Origin of the sequence: Nitrosomonas sp. Nm84 (assembly GCF_003201565.1) — a bacterium.
GTDB lineage: Bacteria > Pseudomonadota > Gammaproteobacteria > Burkholderiales > Nitrosomonadaceae > Nitrosomonas.
The window spans coordinates 21,086-46,770 of the sequence record NZ_QJJP01000017.1; the positions used below are offsets into that span (position 1 = coordinate 21,086).

Annotated in this window: 24 protein-coding genes, 1 pseudogene and 1 other annotated feature; of the genes and pseudogenes, 23 read left to right on the plus strand and 2 right to left on the minus strand. The window is 50.8% G+C overall.

Going from position 1 to position 25,685, the window contains the following annotated elements; all coding sequences use genetic code 11:
* Positions 1 to 55: 55 nt before the first annotated feature.
* The 10 genes and pseudogenes from C8R34_RS09750 (at position 56) to C8R34_RS09795 (ending at position 12,408) form a co-directional block, all read left to right on the plus strand.
* Entirely contained in the window at positions 56 to 1,210 is a 1,155-nt protein-coding gene (locus C8R34_RS09750) for an AAA family ATPase (RefSeq protein WP_207896474.1), read from the plus strand.
* A complete protein-coding gene (locus C8R34_RS09755; protein ID WP_110340261.1) occupies positions 1,207 to 3,426 on the plus strand; it encodes a S8 family peptidase in 2,220 nt (739 codons plus the stop codon). The genes C8R34_RS09750 and C8R34_RS09755 overlap by 4 nt, the downstream gene beginning before the upstream one ends.
* Before the next feature lie 50 nt (positions 3,427 to 3,476).
* Positions 3,477 to 4,268, plus strand: a complete 792-nt coding sequence (locus C8R34_RS09760) for an RNA polymerase sigma factor (RefSeq protein ID WP_110340263.1) — start codon at positions 3,477 to 3,479, stop codon at positions 4,266 to 4,268.
* The gene (locus C8R34_RS09765) at positions 4,258 to 4,842 is read left to right on the plus strand and encodes a hypothetical protein (protein ID WP_107786276.1); all 585 of its coding nucleotides are present in this window, start codon (positions 4,258 to 4,260) and stop codon (positions 4,840 to 4,842) included. Before C8R34_RS09760 ends, C8R34_RS09765 begins: the two co-directional genes overlap by 11 nt.
* Positions 4,843 to 4,845: 3 nt before the next feature.
* Positions 4,846 to 8,268 carry a UvrD-helicase domain-containing protein gene (locus tag C8R34_RS09770; protein WP_107786277.1) on the plus strand — a complete coding sequence of 1,141 codons (3,423 nt, stop codon included), beginning with the start codon at positions 4,846 to 4,848 and terminating at the stop codon, positions 8,266 to 8,268.
* Between the two features lie 88 nt (positions 8,269 to 8,356).
* A complete protein-coding gene (locus tag C8R34_RS09775) occupies positions 8,357 to 9,490 on the plus strand; it encodes a multiubiquitin domain-containing protein (RefSeq protein WP_107786278.1) in 1,134 nt (377 codons plus the stop codon).
* The gene (locus C8R34_RS09780; protein WP_107786279.1) at positions 9,487 to 10,878 is read left to right on the plus strand and encodes a ThiF family adenylyltransferase; all 1,392 of its coding nucleotides are present in this window, start codon (positions 9,487 to 9,489) and stop codon (positions 10,876 to 10,878) included. Before C8R34_RS09775 ends, C8R34_RS09780 begins: the two co-directional genes overlap by 4 nt.
* A gap of 158 nt (positions 10,879 to 11,036) precedes the next feature.
* Positions 11,037 to 11,216, plus strand: a complete 180-nt coding sequence (locus tag C8R34_RS17040) for a DUF6527 family protein (RefSeq protein ID WP_258195647.1) — start codon at positions 11,037 to 11,039, stop codon at positions 11,214 to 11,216.
* Positions 11,210 to 11,335 (plus strand): hypothetical protein, encoded by a 126-nt coding sequence (locus C8R34_RS17045; RefSeq protein ID WP_258364449.1) that lies wholly within the window; start codon positions 11,210 to 11,212, stop codon positions 11,333 to 11,335. Before C8R34_RS17040 ends, C8R34_RS17045 begins: the two co-directional genes overlap by 7 nt.
* A gap of 12 nt (positions 11,336 to 11,347) precedes the next feature.
* A pseudogene (locus C8R34_RS09795) lies at positions 11,348 to 12,408 on the plus strand (IS3 family transposase).
* Positions 11,626 to 11,742: a sequence feature (AL1L pseudoknot), on the plus strand. (Overlaps the previous pseudogene by 117 nt.)
* 230 nt (positions 12,409 to 12,638) lie before the next feature.
* Here C8R34_RS09795 and C8R34_RS09800 read toward each other — a convergent pair.
* Entirely contained in the window at positions 12,639 to 12,986 is a 348-nt protein-coding gene (locus C8R34_RS09800) for a KfrB domain-containing protein (RefSeq protein WP_258364450.1), read from the minus strand.
* A gap of 63 nt (positions 12,987 to 13,049) precedes the next feature.
* Positions 13,050 to 14,105, minus strand: coding sequence for a ParB/RepB/Spo0J family partition protein (locus tag C8R34_RS09805; RefSeq protein ID WP_107786284.1), 1,056 nt, complete (start codon positions 14,103 to 14,105; stop codon positions 13,050 to 13,052).
* Between the two features lie 593 nt (positions 14,106 to 14,698).
* Here C8R34_RS09805 and C8R34_RS09810 point away from each other — a divergent pair.
* The 13 genes from C8R34_RS09810 to C8R34_RS09870 all read left to right on the plus strand — a co-directional run bounded on the left by C8R34_RS09810 (position 14,699) and on the right by C8R34_RS09870 (position 25,613).
* A complete protein-coding gene (locus C8R34_RS09810; protein WP_110340267.1) occupies positions 14,699 to 15,079 on the plus strand; it encodes a helix-turn-helix domain-containing protein in 381 nt (126 codons plus the stop codon).
* A 72-nt stretch (positions 15,080 to 15,151) separates the two neighbouring features.
* Entirely contained in the window at positions 15,152 to 16,111 is a 960-nt protein-coding gene (trbB, locus tag C8R34_RS09815) for a P-type conjugative transfer ATPase TrbB (protein ID WP_375342120.1), read from the plus strand.
* Positions 16,112 to 16,132: 21 nt separating this feature from the next.
* Complete coding sequence (locus C8R34_RS09820; RefSeq protein WP_110340271.1) at positions 16,133 to 16,522, plus strand: TrbC/VirB2 family protein; 390 nt, start codon at positions 16,133 to 16,135, stop codon at positions 16,520 to 16,522.
* A 10-nt stretch (positions 16,523 to 16,532) separates the two neighbouring features.
* A complete protein-coding gene (locus C8R34_RS09825; protein WP_110340273.1) occupies positions 16,533 to 16,844 on the plus strand; it encodes a conjugal transfer protein TrbD in 312 nt (103 codons plus the stop codon).
* The gene (locus C8R34_RS09830; protein ID WP_110340275.1) at positions 16,841 to 19,378 is read left to right on the plus strand and encodes a VirB4 family type IV secretion/conjugal transfer ATPase; all 2,538 of its coding nucleotides are present in this window, start codon (positions 16,841 to 16,843) and stop codon (positions 19,376 to 19,378) included. The genes C8R34_RS09825 and C8R34_RS09830 overlap by 4 nt, the downstream gene beginning before the upstream one ends.
* Complete coding sequence (locus tag C8R34_RS09835) at positions 19,375 to 20,139, plus strand: VirB8/TrbF family protein (RefSeq protein ID WP_110340277.1); 765 nt, start codon at positions 19,375 to 19,377, stop codon at positions 20,137 to 20,139. The genes C8R34_RS09830 and C8R34_RS09835 overlap by 4 nt, the downstream gene beginning before the upstream one ends.
* 14 nt (positions 20,140 to 20,153) lie before the next feature.
* Positions 20,154 to 21,062, plus strand: a complete 909-nt coding sequence (gene trbG / locus C8R34_RS09840) for a P-type conjugative transfer protein TrbG (RefSeq protein ID WP_110340279.1) — start codon at positions 20,154 to 20,156, stop codon at positions 21,060 to 21,062.
* A gap of 2 nt (positions 21,063 to 21,064) precedes the next feature.
* Positions 21,065 to 21,562, plus strand: coding sequence for a conjugal transfer protein TrbH (locus C8R34_RS09845; protein ID WP_013648916.1), 498 nt, complete (start codon positions 21,065 to 21,067; stop codon positions 21,560 to 21,562).
* A gap of 12 nt (positions 21,563 to 21,574) precedes the next feature.
* Positions 21,575 to 22,987, plus strand: coding sequence for a TrbI/VirB10 family protein (locus C8R34_RS09850; RefSeq protein WP_013648915.1), 1,413 nt, complete (start codon positions 21,575 to 21,577; stop codon positions 22,985 to 22,987).
* 17 nt (positions 22,988 to 23,004) lie between these two features.
* A complete protein-coding gene (gene trbJ / locus C8R34_RS09855; RefSeq protein ID WP_013648914.1) occupies positions 23,005 to 23,805 on the plus strand; it encodes a P-type conjugative transfer protein TrbJ in 801 nt (266 codons plus the stop codon).
* Positions 23,806 to 23,828: 23 nt separating this feature from the next.
* Positions 23,829 to 24,020, plus strand: coding sequence for a hypothetical protein (locus C8R34_RS09860; protein WP_013648913.1), 192 nt, complete (start codon positions 23,829 to 23,831; stop codon positions 24,018 to 24,020).
* 32 nt (positions 24,021 to 24,052) lie between these two features.
* Positions 24,053 to 25,141: a P-type conjugative transfer protein TrbL gene (gene trbL, locus C8R34_RS09865; protein ID WP_013648912.1), complete on the plus strand. Its 1,089-nt coding sequence runs from the start codon at positions 24,053 to 24,055 to the stop codon at positions 25,139 to 25,141.
* A 28-nt stretch (positions 25,142 to 25,169) separates the two neighbouring features.
* Complete coding sequence (locus C8R34_RS09870; RefSeq protein WP_041363329.1) at positions 25,170 to 25,613, plus strand: conjugal transfer protein TrbN; 444 nt, start codon at positions 25,170 to 25,172, stop codon at positions 25,611 to 25,613.
* Positions 25,614 to 25,685 lie beyond the last annotated feature (72 nt).

Sequence of the window (25,685 nt, forward strand, 5' to 3'; positions counted from 1 at the left end):
TTTTAAAAACTAAAAACAAAATTAGAATCAATAAATTGAAAACATGTTGGACGAAATGAATGAAGTTCAATCTGATTTAGCCCAGTTAATCAGGCTGGCGCTCGCCGAGCAAACAGAGGACGTGCGACTGTTCGTGGCTCGGCTCGTGCGCAAGTACCGCAATACCGATCCAGAACTGGCTGAACAGATGGATTTGTATCTGCGTGCGAAGACGCCTCGCTCAAGCGCTCCCATGCGCAAGGTCATGCAGCCCGCACTGCCGACGCAGACCTTGCCGGTCGACGACGAATCGAGACTGTCATTGCTGAAGGTTTTCAAGGACGAGCCCAGTCGCGAGCAGCCCCTTCTCTCACTTGACCTCGAAGAAACTTTGAGTCAACTGATTCAAGAGCGTCGTCAAACGGAGCGGTTGGCATCAATGGGCCTGAGCCCAACACGATCCGCCATTTTTGTGGGACCGCCAGGTGTCGGCAAAACGCTCACGGCGCGTTGGTTAGCCTCGCAATTGGGTGTGCCGCTGTATGTACTGGATCTGACCGCTGTGATGAGCAGCCTGCTCGGACGCAGCGGAAGCAATCTGCGTACAGCACTTGATTTCTCGAAACGTGGCCCTTGTGTATTGCTCCTGGATGAGGTCGACGCCATCGCCAAGCGCCGCAGCGACGACGCCGATATCGGCGAGTTGAAGCGACTGGTCACCGTCATCCTGCAGGAAGTCGATGAGTGGCCTGCCACGAGTTTGCTGCTGGCTGCCACTAATCATGCAGAACTGATCGATCCCGCGTTGTGGCGACGCTTCGATTTGGTGATCAATTTCAAGGCACCAGAAATGCCGGCCGTCAAACAGGCGATCAAGCGCTTTCTGGGTCAAGACTACGCGCTGTTCGGGCGCTGGATTGACATTCTGACCTTCGTCTTCAATGGTGAATCATTTAGCGACATTGAGCGGGATCTTCAACGATTCCGGCGTGCCGTCGCATTAGGTACAGCCTCGGACGCCGATCTGATCGAAGAATTCGTCAAATCGCGCGCGCTCGTCCTGGAGCGTCAGGGGCGTATTGATCTGGCGGTGTTGCTGGCTAAGCAGACTCGTCTTTCGCAGCACACGATCTCCGACATCACCGGGGTAAGCCGCGACACCATCCGAAAGTACACGAGCGAGCAACCGCCTGCCGCCAAGAAATCTTCAAAAAGGAAGCCTGACGCATGAGCCAAACCAATTTTTTGATCGGACGCGGTGAACTGCTGACCCACGACATCAAGGGACCCAAACGCATGCCGGGCAAGACCGAGGTGTACACCCTCGCGCAAGCCGCGCAGCGGCTAATGCCCCAGTTCTTGGCGACCGCCACCGCACTCGACGCTTTACCTGCGCATGCTTGCCCCGGCGATTTCGGTGTTGCAAGGCTGACGATGAATCCCAGCTACATCGCCCGGTCGTTCTTTCCAGTGGCGATGCTGCGCACCGTCGGCCTGGAGTCGGTCGGTAGTCGTACCGTGAAAGTAACACCAGGCGGCTGGACCAAGAAGGGAGCGCCACAGGAATGCACGACGACCGAATTATTCGTCGCCGGTAAGCGGCAAGCGTTTCGCCACCTCAATGACTGGACTCAACAAATCGAGCCCGAATCCGATGAGGCGCTGGACCTGGCACACATCGAGCAGTTCTCCGCTTTCACACCCCATGAGCGCGTTGCCGACTATGGCAGCACCAAGGATCGTTTCTTCGAGGTGGGTGTCCATTTGCTACCTGATGAGAGCCGCCTCTTCGTCCAGCAGTCCTTCGTGAAATACGCCAAGGAGGTCGGCGTCAAGGTTTACAGCGACCTTGGCTTCACAGCGAGCAACTTGTGGTTCGTGCCGGTCGAAGGCAAGCATGACCACATCGAACGGCTTGCCGAATTCGTGTTCGTGCGCGTCATCCGCCCGGTGCCCAAGCTGCGTGGCATGCGGCCTGTACAACGCACCGGCGAAGTGTCGGTGGGCTGCAATCTGCCGACTGAGCAGCCGCTGTCGTCGGAGCCCAAGGTTGCCATCCTTGATGGCGGCTTGCCCAAACAGCACGCAATCGGCCCGTGGCTGCGCTCGTACCGCGTTCTCGACGAAGATGCGCAGGACGATCCAGCAGGCATAGAACATGGCCTTGCCGTCAGCTCCGCATTCCTTTTCGGTCCCATCCAGCCAAACGGCACTGCGGCCCGTCCCTTTGCTTATGTCGATCATTTGCGCGTACTCGACAGGGACGCCGATAAGGAAGATCCGCTGGAGTTGTACCGGACCTTGGGCTTTGTCGAACAGGTTCTGCTCTCGCGGCAGTACCAGTTTATCAACCTTAGTCTCGGACCAGACTTGCCGATCGAGGATACCGATGTACACGCCTGGACGTCGGTCATTGACGACCTGCTGAGCGACGGTGACACCTTGATGACCGTTGCCATCGGCAACAACGGTCAGATGGACCGCGCATCCGGCAATGCTCGCGTGCAAGTGCCTTCGGACTGTGTCAACGCATTGGCAGTAGGTGCCGCCAACAATACCGAGGCGAGCTGGGCACGCGCGCCATATAGCGCGGTCGGTCCCGGCCGAAGCCCTGGTGTTGTCAAGCCGGACCTGATGGCGTTCGGCGGTAATGCCGGTAACTATTTCCACGTGTTGTCGCCGGGTAAGAAGGCTGTGCTTGCGCCTCAGTTGGGCACCAGTTTCGCCTCCCCGTACCTGCTACGCAGTGCTGTCGGTATTCGATCCATCCTAGGCGCGGAACTGTCGCCGCTGGCGATCAAGGCACTGCTGGTTCACGCCGCAGACATCGCGAAGCACGACAAACTTGAAGTGGGTTGGGGCAAGGTGCCCGAGGACTTGATGAGCATCATCACTTGTCCGGAGGGCGTGGCGCGCATTGTCTATCAGGGCGAGTTAAAGCCTGGCAAATACCTGCGCGCCTCATTGCCACTGCCAGCGGGCGGCCTGAATGGCAGCATCCGTCTCAAGGCGACTTTCTGCTACGCCTCGCCGACCGATCCACAGGACGCAGCGGCGTACACGCGTGCTGGCCTAGAAGTTGTATTCCGTCCCAGCGACGAGAAGATCAAGGATGGCAAAGCCAACGCCGACACCAAAAGCTTCTTCGACATGAAAAAGTACGCGACCGAGGAAGAGCGGCGCTCCGACATGGGCAAATGGGAAACCGTCTTGCACAGTGCTAAGAACATGCGTGGCAGCAGTCTCAAGAATCCGGTGTTCGACATCCATTACAACGCGCGCGAAGCAGGCGGTCGAGCCACCGGTGCCGAAAAGATCCGCTACGCGCTAATCATCACCGTCGAAGCCCCCAAGCATGCGGATCTCTACAACGAGATTCTGCGCGCTTACGCGAAGACGCTGGTGCCAATCCAGCCGCAAGTGTCGCTGCCGATCCGCATTCGGTAGAGCGATGTTGACCCCTCAATCGATTGAGCTACCTATAGCGGAGGCAACGAATGCCGGAACCCCTTAAACGGAAAAAAAAGGACGGTACCTTGTATGAGCGTCCTCCCGAGATTGAAGCGTGGCTCAAGAAGCTGGAGATGGTTGAGGTCGCAGAGCGGCTCCGACAATTCGCGACGCTGTCCACAAAGAGCATTGATTATGTGCCGTCGGAGGCACTGATTTACTTTCTGCGAAGAGCTTGGGCAAACGGAATGCAGGGAGATTTTAAAGAAATATTCTGCATTCTTATGAAACGGATTGAGCAGTCGTTGTGCTCAGCTATCTCTGATTCACGCATGGTCGGTGCCCGAGGCATCCGGGAAGAGATCATGGGTCGATTCGCGGAACGAATCGCCAAAGACTGCAAAGGGCGAACTGGTCTGCTGGACTTCTATGAAATCCGCTTCGACAAAGCGTTTTCGGCTTCTCGCACCTCCGCTCTGCGCCAGATTGGCCCGACGGTGGTGGACACGGTGTCTTTGGGCACGGATGAAGACGATGGCTTGGAGATTTCAGCCGAGGTGGAGGCTGCTGCTGCCGACTTTCTAAGTAGCGATCCCGAAAAACTTGACGATCCTGCTTTCCGGTTGGCGCTAACTGCAGCGATTGACTGTCTGCCAGATGATCAAAAGCAAGTCATCGGGCTACTACTGCAAGGTTTTCAGATTGATTCTAAGGATAAAAACATTATGAGCATTGCACGCATTCTACAGTGCGACGAAAGGACGGTTCGCAACCGCCGTGATCGTGCCTGCAAGGCGCTCAAGGCCATTCTTCAAGAGGAGATGCACAATGACTGCTGAAAAGCACAGTGAGGAAGAGATTCTTCTGGCCTTTTCCGTCGAACCGACGCATGACCGCGAGACGTTGGAGCAATACCTAATTGAGTATCCAGAGCATGCGAAGGCACTCGTTACCTACTCGATTGAATTGATGGTTGATGCAACGCGCAATGACGATGCTGTAGTTACCTCTGAAGGTGCGGTCGATCGGGCTTGGCAGCGGTTTCAAACGGCTGTTGATCAGCCCGGCAACGTGTTGGTCACAAACCCGTTTGCCACACTCAACCCAACCGCTTTCAGGTCGCTCGCAAAAAAACTCGATATCACCAATCTGCTGCTAATACGTCTACGTGATCGGGCTATTGTCGCAGCAACGATACCGAGACGCTTTGTTCATAGGCTCGCAACCGAATTGGGCGCGACTGCAGAAGTGGTTACGGACTATCTGCAAAGTCCGCCAGCAATTGTTTCCGGCCACAGTTTCCGATCAACTGTGAAGCCGGCGGTCACCGAACAGATTTCTTTTACGGAGGCTATTGAGACGTCTCAACTCGCGCCGACCCAGCTGGACGCCCTCAAGGCACTACAGGACTAGGTCATGGACGCGACCGAGGCCGCTCGCCGAGAAGCAGAGCGCATTCACCGAGCGGCGGTCGCAGCAGGTGATGATCCGTGGAGATTGCTTGATTTTGTCCGACGGGAAGCGATTCGAAGAGAGTTGGATGTGTATGCCTTGCCGTCCGGTGACTCCCAACTGAAAGGCGGGCGGGCGGCCTTCGATAGTCAGGCCGGGATCATTCTGTATGAAGACAAGGGGTCCGAATTTGACCGCGCTTTTCTCATTGCCCATGAGCTCGGGCATGTTGTCTTGGAGGGTGGCACGCAGGACATTGTGACAGAGCAAGTTGAACCGGATCGCTCTGTCCAGGATGCGCCGGTCGGCATTGAAAAGGTACTTGACTATGGCGCGCGGGAGCGGCGGGAAATCCGGATGGACCTCTTTGCCCGTGAATTCCTCCTGCCACGTTCGTTGGTCCGACATCTTCATGTGAGCAATGGTCGTTCTTCGACGGACATTGCCACACGCCTCGGTGTACCGCTGCAGGTGGTTCAGCAACAGCTTCTGGATGCGCTGTTGCTGCCTGAGGATTCCTCGATCGAATCATCAGTGGTTCCTGCCGCGACGTTGACTCCCGATCCAACTCAGATTGCTGCGGCCGAACATCGCAATAGTGCGTTCCAATTGCAAGCTGGGCCTGGCACTGGCAAAACGCGAACGCTTGTGCGTCGTATCGAGAGTTTACTAGCCGAAGGTGTGGACCCCATGTCCATCCTTGTCCTCACCTTCTCCAATAGAGCAGCTAATGAACTGAGTGAGCGACTGGCTGCGAGCAGCCCCACGGCTGCCGCAGCGATGTGGATCGGCACGTTCCACGCTTTCGGTTTGGATATTGTTCGCCGCTTTCATGACAAATTGGGACTGCCGCCGGATCCGCGCCTAGTCGACCGGTCGGAAGCGATCGAGCTGCTCGAAGATGAGCTGCCACGACTTCCGCTTCGTCACTATCGCAACCTGTGGGACCCGGCACTCGATCTCAGTGACATGCTCCATGCGATATCGCGCGCTAAGGACGAGGTCATCGATGCGGCTGGATATCGAACGTTGGCGCAGGCCATGGCAGACAACGCCGGTTATGATGAAGAAGCGACCATACGCGCGGAAAAGTGTCTGGAGGTCGCGCTGCTGTTCGAAACTTATGAACGGCTACTGGCAGCAGGGCACTTGATCGATTTCGGTGATCTGGTTGCGCTACCGGTGCGTCTGGTTGAAACCGATACCGAGGTGAGAGCGGCGCTAAAGGCTCGGCACCATCATGTTCTTGTCGATGAGTATCAGGATGTCAATCGCGCCTCGGTGCGATTGCTGAAAGCCATCGTGGGTGATGGCCGGAATCTTTGGGTTGTGGGCGATGCGCGCCAGTCCATCTATCGGTTTCGTGGGGCATCGGCCACCAACATGGCGCAGTTCGCCGTTGATTTTCCCGGCGCGCAGTTGCGTCAATTGGGAGTCAACTATCGCTCGGGGCGAGAGGTCATCGAGGTTTTTACAGCGTTCTCCAGCACGATGAAGGCGTCGGCGGGTGCCTTGCCGCTGCAACTGACGGCTGATCGCGGTGTCTTGAATGCCAGGCCGGAATTTCGGGTAGTCAGATCAACCGAGGATGAGATTTCTGCAGTTGCGGCCGTGATTCAAGCGCAGCAGGAGGCAGGAATTCCATATCGCAGGCAGGCGCTACTTTGTGCATCCAATGCCCGCTTGAGTGACATCGCCGAAGGCCTGGAGGCCAGAGGCATTCCGGTGCTGCACTTAGGCAGCCTCTTTGAGCGTCCGGAGATTAAAAATCTGCTTGCCTTACTTTCGATGTTGACGGACCCGCATGCAGTCGGACTGGTGAGGGCCGTTACGATGCCGACGTACGAGATGCCGTTGCAAGAGGTCACGCAAATCATCGGACATCTCAGGGAAAGCAAAGCTGCTGCCCTCGACTGGAGGCAGGCCGGCGCGAAGCTACCGAGTCTTGCGACAGAAAGCCAGACTGCGTTGTCGCGCGTAGCCGCCCTTTTTACCGGATTGAACCCGATGGGCACTCCTTGGACGATCTTGGCCACGTGGGTGATTGACCAGCTTGGATTGGCGAAGACTCTGTATCTGGCGCGCGACCCGCAAAGCCGAATGAAGGGTCTTGCGCTGTGGCAGTTCCTCAACTTCTGCCGCCACCAGCCATCGGGAGCGGGCATTCCCAGTGTGCGTCTGCTAGATCGCATTCGCCGTCTTGTTTTGCTGTCAGAAGATCGCGGCCTTCGACAACTGCCGGGAGTTGCAGAAGGCATTGATGCGGTGCGTCTAATGACCATCCATGGCTGCAAAGGTCTCGAATTCGACATCGTGCATATCCCCGGCATGGTGACCTCCGGTTTGCCGCGCAACAACATGGCACCACGCTGCGTGCCGCCGGATGGATTGATTCACGGTTCCCAGGGATTAACCGGACTGGAAGCGATCAGGGCAGGACATGATGAGGAAGAAGAATGCCTATTCTTTGTCGCACTGTCACGTGCCCGAGATCGGCTTTTTCTCTATGCATCCTCAGTTCAGTCCGATGGCAAGGTACGCAACCCTTCAAAATTTATTCCTGCGATCAATCATCTGCTTGTCCGTCCCGCCAATCCGGCACAGCGGAACGGAACTGCGAGACCGGCAACTACGGTCGGAATTACTTGGGAGGAGAAGCCGGTCTGGACCGAGAACCAAGTTAACCTGTTCGAGCGATGCCCTCGCCGGTTTCTGTACACGCATGTGCTCAAGCTCGGCGGACGCCGCACAGAAACAGCTTTCATGAAGATGCATAACGTAGTCAGCGACGTGTTCGATTGGCTAAAAACCGTTCACGAGACGACAACCCCAAGCGAATCTGAGCTTAGTTTTCGCTTCGAAGAAGCGTGGCAAGCCAAGGGCGCGGCGGATCATGGCTATGCAGAAGACTACCGCCGCATCGGTCGCCGCCTAGTCGACTATCTTATTGAGACCCGAAGCAATGGAATCCGCTCCCCGGTCGCGCCGCTTTCGCTGGGTTGGATCGAGGGCGATATCCTCGTCAAGCCGGATAGCGTGGCCCGAGGTGACCAAGGACAGGTTGTGGTGGGGCGTGTCAAGACCGGCAAGCCGCGATCGAAGGCTTTTGACGATATCGAATATACAATTCTCTATCTCGCTGCCGTGCAAGCCTACGGCGGGCAGACGCAGGTTGAAGTGACCTATTTGACCAGCGAGACGACAGAGCCGATGTCGATCTCGGCAAAGAAGCTTGAGACCCGACGCCAGAAAGTACAGGGCATTGTGCAGAGCGTCCGCTCGGGCGATTTCCCGTTGAAAACAGAGGCGCGAGCTTGTCCGCGCTGTCCCAACTTCTTCATCTGTGGTGAGCTGCCGGACGGTGCCGTCATCATAAAAAAGTTGTAGGCAGCTTTCCGGTTCTGAAATGCGCTGCGATTGACTAACTGAAGGCCAGAAATCTGCAATTCCGCAGGGCCAACAGAAAGGTAATCACATGCAAACTACTACTTCTACCGGCGACGACCGGATTCCTACCGAAGATGTTGGTGCGGCAATTCGCCATACCATCAACGTCGCCGATCAGACCTTGACCTATCGTCAGGTGGGTATCGACGACTTCACCCTAACCGGCGCACAGCTCGCTATCGCTGCCGGCTTCAAGTCGGTCGATGGCGTCAGCGTGCTGCAAGTCTTGGCAACCGGCGATCTGGAAGACGTTCGCCCGAACGAGACGGTGGACCTGCATAGGGAGGCGGGACGCTTCGTCATCGTCGAGAGCGATCGCGCTTACCGGCTGACGATTGACGGCCAGCGTTTCGATTGGCCGTGCCGCATTGTTTCTGGAGGATTGCTGCGCAAGCTTGGCCAAGTACCGGCTGACAAAGTGATCTACTTCGAACGGCAGGATCAGCCGGATCGCCAAGTTGATGACCAAGATCTCGTCGACCTCGACGCTGCTGGTGTCGAATCTTTTGTCAGCCGCAAGCCCGCGTGGAAACTTAATGTCCAGGGCGTCATGCTGGAGCTTTTCGCACCGACCATTGTGGTGCGAGAAGCGCTGATTGAGGCCGGGTTCAACCCCGATCAGGGCTGGCATATTTTTCTCAAGGTCGTCGGCCAGCAAAAACAGCCAGTCGAGCTCACCACCGTGATTGACCTGCGCACGCCGGGTATCGAGAAGCTGCGACTCACGCCGAAGGACGTTAACAACGGCGAGGCACCGGTGGTGCCTCGCCGCACGTTCGCTCTACTCGACATAGACGAGGCGCATCTCAATCGCCTTGGCCTGAAGTGGGAAACTCTCGTCGAGGCCGAGCGCCGCTGGCTTCTCCTCCATGACTATCCGTTGCCGGTCGGCTACACCGTTTCCCACAGCAAAGTTGCGTTGGAAATTCCACCCACCTATCCCGGCGCACAGATCTATGGCTTCTATGCCTATCCACCGCTTGCATTGTCATCTGGCAGAGTGATCGCGAGTACCCAGCTTCGGGGTGTGCTACTTGGTGCCGAATACCACGGCTGGTCTCGCAACCGCGGTCCAGCGGCGCCTTGGGACTCCAATACCGATAGCGTGGTGACTCAGCTCGCGCTGGTCGATGCTGCACTCGCCAAGGAGGTTGACGAATGATCCCCGAAACTACTTTGGCCTTTAGCGGTACCCTGCATGCTCAGTTGAAGCGGCACCTTTTTCCGCGAGACGGTTTGGAGGCGGCGGCGATCTTGATCTGCACGCGTACACCAGGTCCGAGGCGGCGTTTTCTAGTTCGAGAAATCATTTGTGTTCCATATGCCGCCTGCAAGCGCCGGGAGCGCGACGCCATCACGTGGCCGGGCGAATACCTCGAACAGGCTATTGACCTAGCCGAGTCGACCGCCTCCGTCATGATCCTCATTCATTCGCACCCCGGCGGACTGTTTGGATTCTCCGATGCAGACGACGAAAGCGACCGTAAGGTCATCCCCAGCTTGTTCCACGCGTTCGGGGGCCTGCACGGTTCGGCCATCATGACGGCCGACGGTGCAATTCGCGCGCGACTGTATGATCCAAGCCTCCAGGCGCGTGCAGTCGATCTTGTGACGGTCGCTGGGGATGATCTGTGCTACTGGTGGGAAGACGAGGCGAGCTTCACCGGCCCCGAAGATCGGCCCATCGCCTTTACCAGTGGCATGACTGCCGAACTCGGCCGACTTTCGGCTGCGGTGATCGGCGCGTCCGGGACGGGTTCAGTCGTGGGCGAGCAACTAGCCCGCCTCGGATTTGGGCGTGTTTTCGTAATCGATTTCGACCGTCTCGAATGGAAGAATCTCAACCGTATCCTCAACTCGAGACGCGTCGACGCCGACGCGAATCGGCTAAAGGTTGAAGCTTTCGCCGAAGCTGTGGCTGCCTATCGCGGCGAAGGCGTGGCCATCCCCGTGACGGCATCGATCGCAACACGGGATGCAGTGCTTGCAGCTGCTCAGTCCGATGTTGTTTTCTGCTGTGTCGATACCCTCGAAGCCCGACAAATCGCAGACCTGATCGGGGCAGCGTTCCTTCTTCCTTTGTTTGATGTCGGTGTCGTCATTCCCGTGCGCAAGAAAGGCGGAGCGTTCGCGATCGCAGATGTATGCGGTCGTATCGACTATGTCCAGCCCGGCGGCTCAACCCTGCAGGACCGCGGCGTGTACACGCCGGAGAGCCTGCGCGGTGAATATCTTCGGAAGGTGGCTCCTGATGCGCACCAGCAAGAACTCGACGCCGGCTATCTCAAAGGGCTGGTCGAAGAAGCACCAGCGGTGATTACGCTCAATATGCGCGCGGCATCGGCTTGCGTGAATGAGTTTATATCGCGCGCCTTTCCCTTCCGCTTGGAATCCAATCGTCTCTATGCTCGCACGCAGTTCAGTCTGGCGGCCTGTGAAGAAGAACACTTCTCCGAAGATGCATTCAAGCGCATGCCGAATCAGCTCCTCGCACGCGGTGACGCCGAACCACTGCTGGGCTTGCCGGCATTTAAGGCCCCAATACGATGAAAATAGCAAAGAAGATAGCGAAGTGGTTGCGTGATATATGGGCTCAGCTCGGTCCGCCCCGGAGACTACGCATCGTTCGGGGCGATAGTTTGCCGCCCCAACTACCCAGGCGGGATCTTGTTCTCGCACGAGATGATGGCGAGGACTGGTGTGTGGGCATGCGTTGTCCGTGCGGCTGTGGCCATGTGATTGAGCTCTTAATCATCGCCGAGGCGAAGCCGCGATGGGACGTGTCGGTAGATGCCAAGGGCAGGCCCACCCTTACTCCGTCGGTCTGGCTAAAGAAGGGCTGTCGTTCTCATTTTTGGATTCGCGGAGGCCGTGTTCATTGGTGCTGAAAGTCGCAGGAGATAGCTCGCAACTCACTGCAGAGACTGCGCGCTTCCGCGCCGCCTCAATCAGTGGGCGATGGATTCGACTGAATCGCCCCGGTATTTCCGGAGATAAAATGATTTGAGAGGAGGAAGAGATGAAAAACCAAATCAGTTATTCACCGGAAGTACGAGAACGAGCGGTAAGATTGGTATTCGAGCAGCAAAAGGAGCATAAATCGCAATGGATGGCGATCAAGTCGATCGCATCAAAGATTGGCTGTACAGCGGAGACGTTGCGCACCTGGGTAAGACGAACAGAGATTGATCAGGGAATTCGAGGCGGCCTGTCGACTGCGGATCGTGAGCGGCTCAAGGAATTGGAACAGGAGAATCGGGAATTAAAGCGAGCCAACGAGATATTACGTAAGGCATCGGCCTATTTCGCGCAGGCGGAGCTCGATCGCCGACCGAAATAATGGTGACATTTGTCGATAGCAACAAAGCAGAATACAGGGTCGAGCCAATCTGCAATGAAATCTGGATTGCCCCGTCGAGTTATTACGAGCACAAAGCACGTGAGCGAGATCCCGATCGATTGCCTGATCGTATCAAGTGGGACATGAGACTAGAACTTGATATACAGCGGGTATGGAAAGACAATTTTCGAGTTTATGGTGCTCGCAAAGTATGGCGGCAGTTGTTGCGAGAAGGTATTGGTGTTGCTCGTTGTACGGTCGAACGGTTAATGAAGAGGCTTGGGATGCAAGGTGTCCGGCGTGGCAAAAAGTGTTGGACAACCATTGCGGACGATTTGCTTGACCGGCCAAAGGACAAGGTTAATCGGCAATTTGTAGCTGCCCGGCCCAATCAACTGTGGGTGGCGGATATTACATTTGTAGCGACATGGACAGGATTTGTTTATGTGGCTTTTATCACCGATGTTTTTGCCCGGTATATTGTTGGTTGGCGAGTGAGTCGTTCATTGCGAACGGATCTGGTACTGGATGCATTGGAACAGGCACTATGGTTTCGGAAGGAAACCGCAGGATTGATTCATCACAGTGATAGGCAGCCAGGGTGCCAGCAAAGCATACCGCAATCTGCTGAAAGCATATGGTTTTATTGGCAGCATTACCAAACCCGCTATGAAGCACAGCAGGTTACGACGCGTACCACTTGCCCCGGTTCAATCCCACTAATCGCTGCGCCTTTGTGAATGTCATTGACTTTCAACATAGCCTTCTTCTGTATTTTTTGCCTTGAGTATAATTGCAGAAAGCTATTTTTGATTTGTTTTCGTGTTTTCGATTAAAAAGAACCTTGGCGGATTCAAGTTCGAAGTGCAACGTTGACTGCTGAATGTGGTAAATGTTTTGACGCTGATTTGCATCATAGAATAAAAATGCGTGGTTTAGATTAAGTTTGCTCTGGTATAAATATAACCACTTATAATTTCAACGTTCTTTTATTCTTAAGCACATCTATTAGAGTTAACGTAGCTTTCTCCCCATCATATTGAATTGTCACATCTTTGCCAGCAACAGGTTTGCCATCAACAGCATTTAGCCGGTGCACAATAAAATCCTTCTTGACCTGCTGATAAAAAACAGTATTCTCTTTATCAATATAAATAATTTTCCCTTCATACTGGTTTTTATCAACGGGTGCTGTAGCCAAGTAAATATTGTAGACGCCAGGTTTGATACCTTCATCAACCTTCTTGATGGTGCCAATCGTTTCCCATTCATTATTATTCTGAGTTTGTAGAATCTTTTGTCCATTCATTACAATCATTCGTAGCTTTGCGGGTGTCGTCATTTCAAATTAGTTATAAGTAGGATTACTGGCAAGATTAAATTATCCTGCTTCCTGTTGTCCGGCAATTTCTTCCAGTATTTTCATGAGATCAAAAGACTCTGATCTCTCCATACCATGCAAAAAAGCAATCAATTGCAGTGCGCCGCTCCCCTTGGCTGAGAAGCTGCCATCCTGCAATGCTTTAATGGTGAATTGAACGATATTTTGGCAATTTCTGCCCTGCTCAAAATAATTCTTTATTTTGCTTTGGAGAAATTCTTTATTCTCACTAGATAGATCTTGCATTAAATCATGTGGCTTGCGTTTGTCTTTTTTAATCAGATTGTAAATAGAGTCCAGCAATGGAAGTGAGGTGCTTTGTTTTTGATCGTTGATGTTATCGAGAGTCGTATTCGATTTGCCTTCAGCATTAATTACTTGATCATCCGCAGAATTAGATGGGGGCGTTTTTTTTAGCTTTAAGAATTGACTGAAATGATATACATCCAATCGTGATATCTCTTCTTGCGTACTGAGCGCCAGCCAGGTGATTACTTCCTCTTTATTGGCTTTATACAGCCGCGTTAAATCATAAAGCGCTGTGACATCGGTGCAACGGCCTGTCCGATACACTTCTCCTAGTGGATCAGGCAAATCAAGAAGTGCAGCATGCATGGTAATATAAGGATTGGTTTTGCCGATCAGCCTGGCAATTTCGGATTTGGTTTTCCCGCCTGCCAGTTGCCGTCCAATAAAGTCAGCAATCTCTCTGGAGGTTAAATTATCTCTTTGCAGATTCTCGATTACCTGATCAGCTTCGCTGTAATCAGTATCAATGAATGCAGGAATGTTTTTTAACCCGGCATCGATACTGGCACGATAACGTCTTGCACCATGATTGATGATATAGGCTCCAGGTTTATCCGGATTGGGGCGTACCGATATGGGTGATTTTACCCCGCGTAATTTAACAGTCTCCGTTAATTCTCTTAACGTTTCTTTATTGAATTCTTTTCTGGGTTGATTGAAATCTTCACTGATCAGCGTGATATCAATTTCTGTCGCGCCGATAGGCGCAACAAGCCCATTTTTATTTTCCTTCTTTTTTTCTGTCATTTTTATCTTAAGCTTAACTCGTGTTCGTTATATCGGGCAAAAATATTTATTTGAATCAAATAATTCTGTCCATTTAATGATTGGGCAGATAGAGGCTATGGGTGCAGTCATCAACAAACTAAACCGCGCAAAAAATTTGTCTTCGCAGTACTTCAAAGATCAGGTCTAAGCTCAACCCCGCAATGCCTGATTAGCCACAGAGTGTGTTTTTTGCGCTTTATTCTTCTTGTTCAATTTATCATTGAATGCCTGATCTTTCGTATCAGAAAACGGGTTACGTTTTAAGATTCTCCAGATTTTTCATCAGTTACTCGTCTACCTTCTATCCATATGCTTATAAGAACAATGATTAATACTAATAACAATGATATAAATCAATGATGTGATTGGTTTTGTAAGTATGATTGATATGCATATCTTATTTATTAATTATCATCTATAAACTATGTATATAACGAAACTATTATTTAGCCCTCCATTGAAATTAATGAATTTATGTTTTTATTTTGGATTAAAATAGCAGCAAAACTACTGCAAAACAATGGCGCCGATTAGTTAAGCTGCTTAAACCCTAGAAATGACAGGGCTATTATATGTACAATTTGATACTCATCACAAATATTCTACGCATCCTCGATGAAAAAGGTGTGACCAAATCGGAATTGGCAAAGAAGGCGGGGGTATCCATCGCATTCTTTACGGATCTGACGAATGACAAGGCTAATCCATCGCTCAGGATTATGGAGGCGATTGCAGAGGCGCTCGAGACTCCACTACCTATGCTGTTGGATAGCTCGGATATGAATGCAGTCGATCTTGAAGCATTGGCCAATCGAAAGTTAAAGCGCTTACCTAAAGGCTTTGTTTGGAAAGGAGGCGTTCTGAGTGAATATGAAGCTTTCCAGGTCGAGCAATGGGATAAGAAGAATAGAACATTCTTATCGAAAGAGGCAAAGAAATTAAAAAATAACTAAAAAGGGTTGCACTAAAATAATATTCGTTATATTGTAATGTCATGTGTAAGTCGTTGGAGTACTCGCATGACACTGCAGGATCAATTACCTCACATCACAACCGTTAAAGATCGCGCTAAAAGCAAGCTGGAGCGCGATGCAAGGGAAATACTGTCTGCATTACAAGATCCTGAAACGGTTGAAATCATGGTCAATGCCGATGGCCGTATCTGGCAAGAGAAGCTGGGTCAAAAGATACAACATATCGGAAATATCCAGGCTGCCCAGGTTGAGGCAGTCATCAAAACGGTTGCAGGCTTCCACGGTAAGGAAGTCAATCGATTCAACCCGATGATTGAAGGTGAATTTCCGCTCGATAATTCGCGCTTCGCCGGTCAACTGCCACCCATTGTTTCATCCCCCACATTTGCTATTCGTAAAAAAGCCATCAAGATTTTTACACTTGAACAGTATGTAGAAACCGGTGTGTTGTCACCCAGACACTCTGATGTCATCAAAGATGCGGTGCGCAAGCATCGCAACATACTGGTCATTGGCGGCACTGGATCAGGTAAAACGACCCTAATCAACGCCATTATTAATGAAATGGTTCGCAGTGACCCGGATGAGCGCATCTTCATTTTGGAGGATACCGGTGAAATCCAATGCGCTGCCGAGAATTTTGTCCAGTATCACACCACACTCGATGTCGACATGACGCAATTGCTCAAAACAACCTTGCGTATGCGCCCGGATCGCATTCTGGTCGGTGAAGTCAGAGGAGCGGAAGCACTGGATTTGCTCGATGCCTGGAACACGGGGCATGAAGGTGGAGCTGCAACTTTGCACGCCAATGATGCGCTATCAGGACTAACCCGTCTGGAATCCCTGATTTCACGCAATCCTCACGCACCCAAAGAGATCATGCCATTGATCGCTGAGGCGGTTGATATGGTCGTGCATATCACGCGGACACCACACGGCAGGAAAATCCAGCAGATTATCGAAGTACAAGGTTTTAAAAGAGGAAGTTACCAAATCAAGAAGCTGTAAATCATCCATAGGAGCCAGTCTATGAAACTGATTCATATCAGGGATATCTCTCCATTCTTTTGTTTCTTCTCAATCGCTTTTCTGTTTGCGCTTTTGTTTTCAACCGATAACGCACAAGCCGCTGTTGGCGCAGGCGGTGCGCTTCCTTATGAAACCTGGCTGGTGAATCTCAGAAACTCTGTTACCGGCCCGGTTGCTTTTACCTTATCGATTGTCGGCATTGTCGTTGCAGGCGGCATTCTGATTTTTGGTGGCGAACTCAATGCATTCTTTCGCACCCTGATTTTTATCGTGCTGGTTATGGCATTACTCGTCGGTGCCAACAACATCATGACCAATCTATTCCAGGGCGCGGTCATTCCGGGCGAAATACCCCAAGACCAGGAATCGATCCTTGATCCGCAGGAATAGGAAGCAAATCATGGCGCTTCGAACCATACCTATCCGTCAATCGGGAAATCGTCCTAACTTGTTTATGGGTGGCGACCGGGAACTGGTTATGTTTTCTATCCTGATTGCAGCCACTTCAATCTTTGTTGCCATGGAACTCAAGGCTACGCTTTTCGGCATAGCACTGTGGGTCTTTGCACTGTTTGCGCTACGACTGATGGCTAAAAATGATCCGCAACTGCGTCATGTTTACCTGCGCCAGATGCAATACAAGAAATACTATCCGGCGCGAAGCACTCCTTTTCATGACAATACCCGCCAGCAGGAGAAACAGCATCTATGATTGCAGCAATTTCTATCTTGATCGCAATATGCGGTGCTGCGCTGCTCTTGATACTATTTATCCGTATCCGTGATGCAGGCAAAGAATTAAAACTGGATCAACATCGATCAAAAGAAATGGGTTTTGCCGATCTGCTGGTGTATGCGGCAGTGGTGGAAGACGGCGTGATTGTGGGCAAGAACGGCTCATTGATGGCCGCCTGGGTATTTTGTGGCGATGATACCGCCAGTAGTACCGAGATTGAGCGCGAGCGGGTGTCATTCCGCATTAACCAAGCATTATCGCGCTTAGGCAATGGCTGGATGATTCATGTCGATGCAATCAGAAAACCCGCACAAGGTTATTCCGATAAAGCCCACTCCAATTATCCCGATCCCGTTACCGCTGCCATTGACGAGGAGCGGCGCAATCTGTTCGAGCGTATCGGCACCCTATACGAGAGTTACTTTATCGTATCACTGACGTACTTGCCGCCGATGCTGGCGCAGCGCAAGTTTGTTGAGCTGATGTTTGATGACGATACCCAGGCACCCGATCAGAAAGCCAGAACACAAGGACTGCTGGAATATTTCCAGCGCGAATGTACCAACTTTGAATCCCGATTATCCAGCGTTTTTCACTTGTCGCGCTTAAAAAGCCGCAAGCTGGTGAATGAAGACGGTACAACCATCACCCAGGATGATTTCTTACAGTGGTTGCAATTATGCGTGACCGGCCTGGATCATCCGATGGTGCTGCCAGTCAACCCCATGTATCTGGATACGTTGCTCGGTGGACAGGAAATGTGGGGCGGGGTTGTGCCTAAAATCGGCCGTAACTTTGTTCAAGTGGTATCGATTGAGGGTTTCCCGCTCGAATCCTCACCCGGCATGTTGAATCTGCTCTCTGAATTGCCAAGTGTGTACCGCTGGTCATCGCGCTTTATCTTTATGGATGCGCATGAAGCAGTCAATCATCTGGAAAAATTCCGCCGCCGCTGGAAACAAAAAATCCGTGGATTCTTTGACCAGGTGTTTAATCTGCAAAGCAGCAACATCGATGAAGACGCATTGAATATGACTGAAGATGCGCAGTCTGCCATTGCAGAGACCAATAGCGGCTTTGTCGGGCAAGGCTACTATACCAGTGTGGTTGTGCTGATGATGGAAGATCGGGCAGCATTGGAAGAAGCCGGGCGAAAGGTAGAGAAAGCAATCAATCATCTGGGCTTTGCCGCGCGGGTTGAGACGATCAACACCATGGATGCCTATCTGGGCAGCTTACCCGGCCACGGTGTTGAAAATGTGCGCAGACCCCTCATCAATACGATGAATTTGGCTGATCTGTTGCCGGTCAATACCATCTGGACTGGAAAACCTATCGCGCCTTGTCCGATGTACCCACCCAATTCACCGCCCTTGATGCACTGCGTGACACAAGGTGCAACGCCTTTTCGGCTGAATTTGCATGTGCGCGATTTAGGTCACACCTTCATGTTCGGGCCCACCGGAGCGGGCAAATCGGCGCACCTGGCACTGATTGCCGCACAATTGCGGCGCTACCAGGGTATGTCGATTTATTGCTTCGATAAGGGGCTATCGATGTATCCATTGACCAAAGCCGTGGGTGGCCAGCATTTCACAGTAGCAGGGGATGACGAATCGCTGTCTTTTTGTCCACTGCAATTCTTGCAGACTAAGGGAGACCGTGCCTGGGCGCTGGAATGGATTTGTTTAATGGTTGAATTAAATAACATCACCGTCACGCCTTTGCAGCGTAACGAAATCAGCCAGGCCATTACTAACATGCATCAAAGCGGCTCAAAAACCTTATCGGATTTGTCAGTGACGATCCAGGATGAATCTATACGCGAAATTCTTAGGCAATACACCATCGACGGCATGATGGGGCACTTACTCGATGCTGAAGCCGATGGGTTGAATCTCTCGACCTTCACCACGTTCGAAATCGAAGAATTGATGAATCTCGGTGATAAATACGCACTGCCGACGCTGTTGTATCTATTCCGGCGCATTGAGCGCAGCCTTCATGGTCAGCCTTCCGCGATTATCCTCGATGAAGCCTGGCTCATGCTGGGTCATCCGGTGTTTCGCGCCAAAATTCGCGAATGGCTCAAGGTCATGCGTAAAAACAATTGCCTGGTATTGATGGCAACGCAAAGTTTGTCCGATGCCGCCAACAGCGGAATTCTCGATGTCATTGTTGAGTCCACCGCCACCAAGATATTTCTGCCCAACGTATTTGCGCGCGATGAAGATGCTTCGGCACTCTACCGGCGCATGGGATTGAATACGCGCCAGATTGAGATTCTGGCTTCTGCCATTCCCAAACAGCAATATTACACCGTATCCGAGAACGGCAGGCGGCTCTATGACCTGGCACTCGGGCCATTAGCGCTGGCTTTTGTGGGATCTACGGATAAGGAATCGATTGCAACCATCAAGAGCCTATCTGATAAGTATGGCGACCTCTGGGTTCACGAGTGGTTGGCGATTAAAGGGTTAACGTTATCAGACTATGGAGTTGCCGCATGAATATGATCAACGAACTATTCAAGTTAAAGCCGAGTGCGGATGAGACTGTGCGTGCCAATGGCGACGGGATGGAAGGCGGTCGCCGCTCAGGTGAAAATGAAAACCCCTATCTGTCAGCAAGACGCAGCTGGAATGATCACATGCGCGGAATTCAGGCTTCGCGCAATATGTGGCAAATCTTGGCCATTCTTTGTTTACTGATTGCGCTGTCTGGAGTAGGGGGAGTCATTGCTATCGGCAGTCAATCCAAATTCATCCCTTATGTCGTGCAGGTCAATAAACTGGGTGAAGCCATCGCGGTTTCCCGCGCGGATATCGCAGCTGTAGCCGATCAGCGCGTAGTGCATGCATCGATTGCCGCATTCATCAATGATTTGCGTATGGTCACACCGGATATCGCCTTGCAACGGCGCGCCATCTTTCGTGCGTATGCCATGCTGTCCAATAATGATCCTGCCACGGCAAAAGCTAACGAATGGTTCAACAGTAGTGAAGCCAGCAGTCCTTTCAAACGGGCTGAAACACAAACCGTCAACGTTGAAATCATATCGGTTATACCCCAATCACCGGAGACCTGGCAGGTCGATTGGCTGGAAAAAGTCTATGACAGGCAAGGGCACTTAACCGAGCCGCCTTTCAAGATGCGCGCTTTGCTTAGGGTCTATAACAAGCCGACCACGCAAAGCACCACCGATGAACAGATCCGCAATAACCCGCTGGGTATTTATATCCAGGATTTCTCCTGGTCGAAACAAACATAAAGAGGCCGCTCATCATGAAACCGTTATTCGATTTATGTAAGCTCGGCACGCTGATTCTGTCCATTGGACTGGCTGCTCCAATCCATGCCGATGGCCTGTCTAATGCGTATTTCACCGATAAGAACCCGCAATTAACCCCACAGGAACGTGCGGCTATTGATCTGGCCAAGAAATGGCAGGCAGTTAATCCCACCGGCACAAAGCCGGTTGCAGGGCCGGGTGGCTCCATTCGTTTTCTGTTTGGTTCACAGCAGCCCAGCATCGTCTGTGCAGTATTGCAGGTTTGCGATATCGAATTGCAGCCGGGTGAGCAGGTTAATTCCATCCATCTGGGCGATCAGGCGCGCTGGTTGATTGAACCGGCGGTTACCGGTCAAGGATCTGCTGAGGTACAACATTTGATTGTTAAACCATTGGATGTGGGCCTGGAAACATCACTGGTAGTAACGACCAACCGGCGCACGTATCACATGCGCCTTCGATCTCACCGGCGAGATTTTATGCCGAGAGTGAGTTTTACTTATCCGGAAGATGCGCTGATTAAATGGGATGCGATCAGAGATAAAGAAAGCCATGCGATGGGAATCAGAAAATCGCGCACTATTCCTGAAACCGGGGAATATCTGGGCAATCTGGATTTTGCGTATGCAGTGTCTGGCGATGCCGCCTGGAAACCGCTGCGGGTTTATAACGACGGCCAGAAAACTATCATACAGATGCCTAGCATCATGGCGCAGACGGAGGCACCGACTTTACTGTTGTTAACTAAGGAAGGCGGGCTGTTTAGAGAGGATGAGACGGTCATGGTGAATTACCGCTTGCAAGGTGATCGCTATATCGTAGATGCCGTGTTTGACAAGGCAATGTTGATTGCGGGTGTAGGTGGCAATCAAAGCCGGGTGACGATTACGCGGGGGAATTGATCATGCGACCCAATAGTTTAATTATCATTTTCTTATTGCTGCTGGGTGGCTGTGCTACGCAACCCTATGGCAGTTTTATTCAAAATCCTTCAACCATATACAGCAAAGTCATGGCCGATGAAGTGACGGCACAAATAGTACGACTGTATCGGGCTGCAAATACGCAATTTAATCTGCGTCATGCGGTTAATGACCCGTTTGGTCATGCTTTGATAGAAAATCTTCGTCTCGAAGGGTTTGCGGTTCAAGAGAGAATCAATTCTGATAATTCTCTTTTTGTTTCAAGAATTCTGATGGGCGACAGCATTCCGGATATCGCTATTAATCATGAGACAGATGGTGCCAGTCAACCGGCAAGATTAGCCTTGAGTTACATAATTGACCAGTCGGGTGATTTGTATCATGTCAATATTACGATTGACGATACGCGATTGTCACGTGCATTTGTGGCACAGGCCGACAGTGTTCATCCTGCCGGTCTTTGGGTAAGAAAAGAATAAGGGGTGAGGTAGATGTCGACCAATTCAAAACTCTTATCACCCGATTCATCGCCGGATGTAGTCGCAAGAAGCGCCGGTGTGCGGCGCGTCAATAACCTTCCGATTGTAATTTTTGGCGCGATCATGCTCATATTCATGTTGCTTATGATGATCGTCGCCATGAATCGCGCAGCTGAGCGAGGCCAATACGATTCTGCTGCCAATAGTGATATTCAGTCGAGCAATTCCTTTGCTTCACTCATTGCCAAAGACTATATCGGCGGCATCATAGAACCTAAAGCCCAATCTATAAATTCGGATTCAGCCGCAAAATCACCCATTCAGAGAATCATTATCGAGCGGCCATCGGACTTGGATAGGCCGCCTCTGCCGCCAACCCTGAATGCAGTTACTGATCCCTCGCATCATGCTGACATCGAGCATATTCGGATGCTGAAACGTCAGCAACTGGAAGAAGCGATCAAGGCCAAAACAAATGTGAATGTGATTGCACCCAGAAGTACAGGATCATCGCCGGATTTAACCAATACTGGTGCACCTAAAACGCGCGAGGAAATGTTGGCAAAATTGGCATCGGTGCGTCAACAGATCGATGCAAACCTGCGGGAAGATCCAACGGCTGCCTATCATGCGCGTCTGGCGCGGTTGAGACAGGATGGGGAGTCAAGTGTAGCGGGAGGAATGGGAGCGGGTAGGGGTGATGAATTCATGAACGATGGCGCCCCTCGTTTGCTGGATGATGATGTTGGCAGAGAGGCTCAAGATTATTCTCGTTTTGATTCGGCAAAAGGGGATGCACGCTGGAATCTGGATAGTGAAGTCAAAAAACCTCCCACACCGTATGTCTTGCAAACTGGATTTGTCATCCCGGCAACGCTGATATCCGGTATTAATTCCAGTCTGCCGGGCCAGATCATGGCACAGGTAAGTCAGCATATTTATGATTCCCCTATTGGTAAATGGCGTTTGATTCCGCAAGGCTCAAGGCTGGTGGGTACGTATTCCAGCGAAGTGGAGTTTGGTCAGGCGCGTGTGTTGGTCGCCTGGCAGCGCATCATCTTTCCGGATGGCAAGACCATGGATATTGGTGCCATGCCGGGTGCTGATGGGGTGGGTTATTCGGGATTTCGCGATCAGGTCAATAACCATTACCTGCGCATCTTTGGTTCAGCCTTGATTATGTCGGCCATTGTGGCCGGTTCAACTTACAGTCAGCGTGATTCAGGAGGTGCTTTTGGGCGGCAAAATGCCGGTAGCATCATGAGCCAATCGCTGGGTCAGCAATTGGGGTTGGTGACAGCCAATCTTATCCGTAAGAACCTGAATATATCCCCAACGCTTGAAATCAGGCCGGGCTATCGCTTTAACATCATCGTTACCAAAGATATGAAGTTTTCTAAACCCTATCAGTCGTTTGATTATTAATGCAGGAGCATTCGATTATGATAAATAGTAAAAATCTAGCTATTCAGTGGATCGCAATATCATTAAGCCTGGGTATTTTAAGCTATTCCTCAATCAATAAAGCCGGTGGAATGGCTGTCATAGATATGGCAAATGTAAAACAATCCACCATTACAGCGATTGAAGCAATCAATCAAACTGAAAAGCAAATTGAGCAATACAGAACCCAGTTACAGCAGTATGAAAACATGATTCGCAATACTTTGGCACCACCGGCTTATGTATGGGCGAAGGTAGAATACACCATGACTAAGCTAATAAATTTATCCAATTCCATACGGTATTATGAACAACAATATGGAGGTCTAGACAGCTACATGCAACGGTTTCGTAATGTCGAATATTACCGTAGCTCATCTTGTTTCACTTTAGAGGAAAAATGTAGCGATTCCGCCTGGAAACTATTACAGGATGGACAAAACACGAGTACAGACTCACAAAAACATGCTAATGATTCCCTTTTACGAGGGCTTAGTGAGCATCAAAATCAGATTCCTCTGGATGCGGCTCATTTGCAACTTTTACAGCAAAAAACTCAATCAGCTCAAGGGCAAATGGAAGCTTTTCAGTATGCCAATCAATTGGCCGCCTATCAAGCGAATCAGCTGTTGCAAATGCGTCAAATGCTGATAGCTCAGCACAATGCTTTCAATACAAAAAATCAGGCTGAGGTAGATCAAAAAGCCATGCAACAGGCCGCGCGTGAGGCAGCAACCAAGCGATTGAGTCCTGAAATATTACCTGCTGGTAGAAATTGGTCGGTAAGAGACGCTTTTTAAAACACTAATCTAAGGAGATATCGATGAAAAAGAGTGATTTGAGTATTGCAGTTATATGTTTACTGTCTTTGCTGCTTTTGTCAGGGTGTTATAAGGATGGCGATGGCAAGCTTGAATTGAAGGAGCCAAAGAAGGAATTAAGTGAAATGCCAGAAAGAAAGAGTTGGTTTGAAACACCAATATCTCAACAACCTACAAACGGATCGCAAGAATAATTGTGCACTCTATGAATAAAGGGGTAAATAAGATGTTCAGAACACCAGTTACCTTTTACTTCCTATTTTTTCTATTGTTCTTTTCTGCTGGTGCATTTGCCGAACTTGCCTATATTGATCCAGCAACCAATCAAAGTGTTTTGGATCAAGTTGTTAATAAGTTTCAAGGCAAAGTTAAATCCTGGCAAAATATTATCCAGGCTGCAGCCGAGCGTTTGTTCTGGACGTTGGTGCTGATTTCAATGGTCTGGACATTTGGCATGATGCTATTGCGTAAAGCCGATATAGGAGATTTCTTTGCTGAATTTACTCGTTTCATTATTTTTACAGGGTTTTATTTCTGGCTGCTGACCAATGCCGTATCGGGCCACAATATTGCGGGCACTATCATAGATTCGATGCAGCAATTAGGTGGAACTGCCGCCGGTTTGCCGAGTGGTGCCAGTCATTCCAGTATTATGGATATAGGTGTTTTAATCTGGAACCAGGCAACACATAGTCTTACATTCATGCAGCCTATGGATAGTTTGATGGGTTTTGTTATTTCGTTGATTATTTTAATTATCCTGGCTGTAATTGCAGTCAATATGTTGCTCTTGCTGATCTCATCCTGGGTACTCATGTATGCAGGTATCTTCTTTTTAGGTTTTGGTGGAGCGCGCTGGACATCCGACATCGCCATTAACTACTTTAAAACAGTCCTGGGTATCGGTATTCAATTATTTGTGATGCTTCTGATCGTTGGCATTGGCAGTGATCTGTTATCCAGTTTTTACGCCAAAATGGGTAAAAATGTTATGAATTATGAAGAACTGGCGGTTATGCTGATTTTTACGATTGCATTTTTTGTATTGATTTCCAGATTACCATCGTTACTGGCTGGCATTATAACGGGTAGTAGCATAGGCTCGAGCACTGGAATTGGCAGCTATGGCGCCGGTGGTTTTATGGCAGCGGCAGGTACCGCTGCAGCTGTTGCATCTTATGGTGGATCACTGGCAGCCGATCGGTTAGCAGCGGCAAGAAGTACGGGACCGGATGCTTTACGTAGTGCTATTGAAAAGGGTCAGGCTCAGGAATCTGCGGGTATGAACAATATTTCGCAAGGAGGGGGTAAATGATGGATAAGGCATTTAAGCGATTCGCTTGATGATGGATTTGCCGCCGGACATGCAGGAAAGGGTAGTGTGCTCAATTACAGCCGCCATCAAGTATGAAATACCAGCCAATATCTTACTCGCGATAGCCGAGAAAGAGGGCGGCAAACCGGGGCAATTTGTGCGTAACAGTAACGGTACTCATGATGTTGGCTCAATGCAGTTTAATACTTTGTTTCTTCAAGATTTATCCAAATATGGCATTACGCCAGATCATGTAGCCAATGCGGGTTGTTATGCCTATGATCTGGCTGCTTGGCGAGTGCGGCTACATATCAAGAACGATAAAGGTGATATCTGGACGAGAGTAGCTAACTATCATTCGCGTACTCCAAAATATAATGCAAAGTATCGCGCTGATTTGATTGTCAGGGCGGTCAAGTGGGCGGACTGGTTGGAAGATCGATTCCTTTCGTCAAATACCCATAATCAGTAAGAGAACTTTTCCGAAAAATCTTTGGATAAAGCTGTAGATGAATGCGCTAAGTTATAGGGGGAATAAGCTCTC

Bases quoted from the DNA above. Each gene is read 5' to 3' on its own strand.
- C8R34_RS09750 (WP_207896474.1), top strand. From the start codon at position 56: ATGAATGAAGTTCAATCTGATTTAGCCCAGTTAATCAGGCTGGCGCTC.
- C8R34_RS09755 (WP_110340261.1), top strand. From the start codon at position 1,207: ATGAGCCAAACCAATTTTTTGATCGGACGCGGTGAACTGCTGACCCAC.
- C8R34_RS09760 (WP_110340263.1), top strand. From the start codon at position 3,477: ATGCCGGAACCCCTTAAACGGAAAAAAAAGGACGGTACCTTGTATGAG.
- C8R34_RS09765 (WP_107786276.1), top strand. From the start codon at position 4,258: ATGACTGCTGAAAAGCACAGTGAGGAAGAGATTCTTCTGGCCTTTTCC.
- C8R34_RS09770 (WP_107786277.1), top strand. From the start codon at position 4,846: ATGGACGCGACCGAGGCCGCTCGCCGAGAAGCAGAGCGCATTCACCGA.
- C8R34_RS09775 (WP_107786278.1), top strand. From the start codon at position 8,357: ATGCAAACTACTACTTCTACCGGCGACGACCGGATTCCTACCGAAGAT.
- C8R34_RS09780 (WP_107786279.1), top strand. From the start codon at position 9,487: ATGATCCCCGAAACTACTTTGGCCTTTAGCGGTACCCTGCATGCTCAG.
- C8R34_RS17040 (WP_258195647.1), top strand. From the start codon at position 11,037: ATGCGTTGTCCGTGCGGCTGTGGCCATGTGATTGAGCTCTTAATCATC.
- C8R34_RS09800 (WP_258364450.1), bottom strand. From the start codon at position 12,986: ATGATTGTAATGAATGGACAAAAGATTCTACAAACTCAGAATAATAAT.
- C8R34_RS09805 (WP_107786284.1), bottom strand. From the start codon at position 14,105: ATGACAGAAAAAAAGAAGGAAAATAAAAATGGGCTTGTTGCGCCTATC.
- C8R34_RS09810 (WP_110340267.1), top strand. From the start codon at position 14,699: ATGTACAATTTGATACTCATCACAAATATTCTACGCATCCTCGATGAA.
- C8R34_RS09820 (WP_110340271.1), top strand. From the start codon at position 16,133: ATGAAACTGATTCATATCAGGGATATCTCTCCATTCTTTTGTTTCTTC.
- C8R34_RS09825 (WP_110340273.1), top strand. From the start codon at position 16,533: ATGGCGCTTCGAACCATACCTATCCGTCAATCGGGAAATCGTCCTAAC.
- C8R34_RS09830 (WP_110340275.1), top strand. From the start codon at position 16,841: ATGATTGCAGCAATTTCTATCTTGATCGCAATATGCGGTGCTGCGCTG.
- C8R34_RS09835 (WP_110340277.1), top strand. From the start codon at position 19,375: ATGAATATGATCAACGAACTATTCAAGTTAAAGCCGAGTGCGGATGAG.
- trbG (WP_110340279.1), top strand. From the start codon at position 20,154: ATGAAACCGTTATTCGATTTATGTAAGCTCGGCACGCTGATTCTGTCC.
- C8R34_RS09845 (WP_013648916.1), top strand. From the start codon at position 21,065: ATGCGACCCAATAGTTTAATTATCATTTTCTTATTGCTGCTGGGTGGC.
- C8R34_RS09850 (WP_013648915.1), top strand. From the start codon at position 21,575: ATGTCGACCAATTCAAAACTCTTATCACCCGATTCATCGCCGGATGTA.
- trbJ (WP_013648914.1), top strand. From the start codon at position 23,005: ATGATAAATAGTAAAAATCTAGCTATTCAGTGGATCGCAATATCATTA.
- C8R34_RS09860 (WP_013648913.1), top strand. From the start codon at position 23,829: ATGAAAAAGAGTGATTTGAGTATTGCAGTTATATGTTTACTGTCTTTG.
- trbL (WP_013648912.1), top strand. From the start codon at position 24,053: ATGTTCAGAACACCAGTTACCTTTTACTTCCTATTTTTTCTATTGTTC.
- C8R34_RS09870 (WP_041363329.1), top strand. From the start codon at position 25,170: ATGATGGATTTGCCGCCGGACATGCAGGAAAGGGTAGTGTGCTCAATT.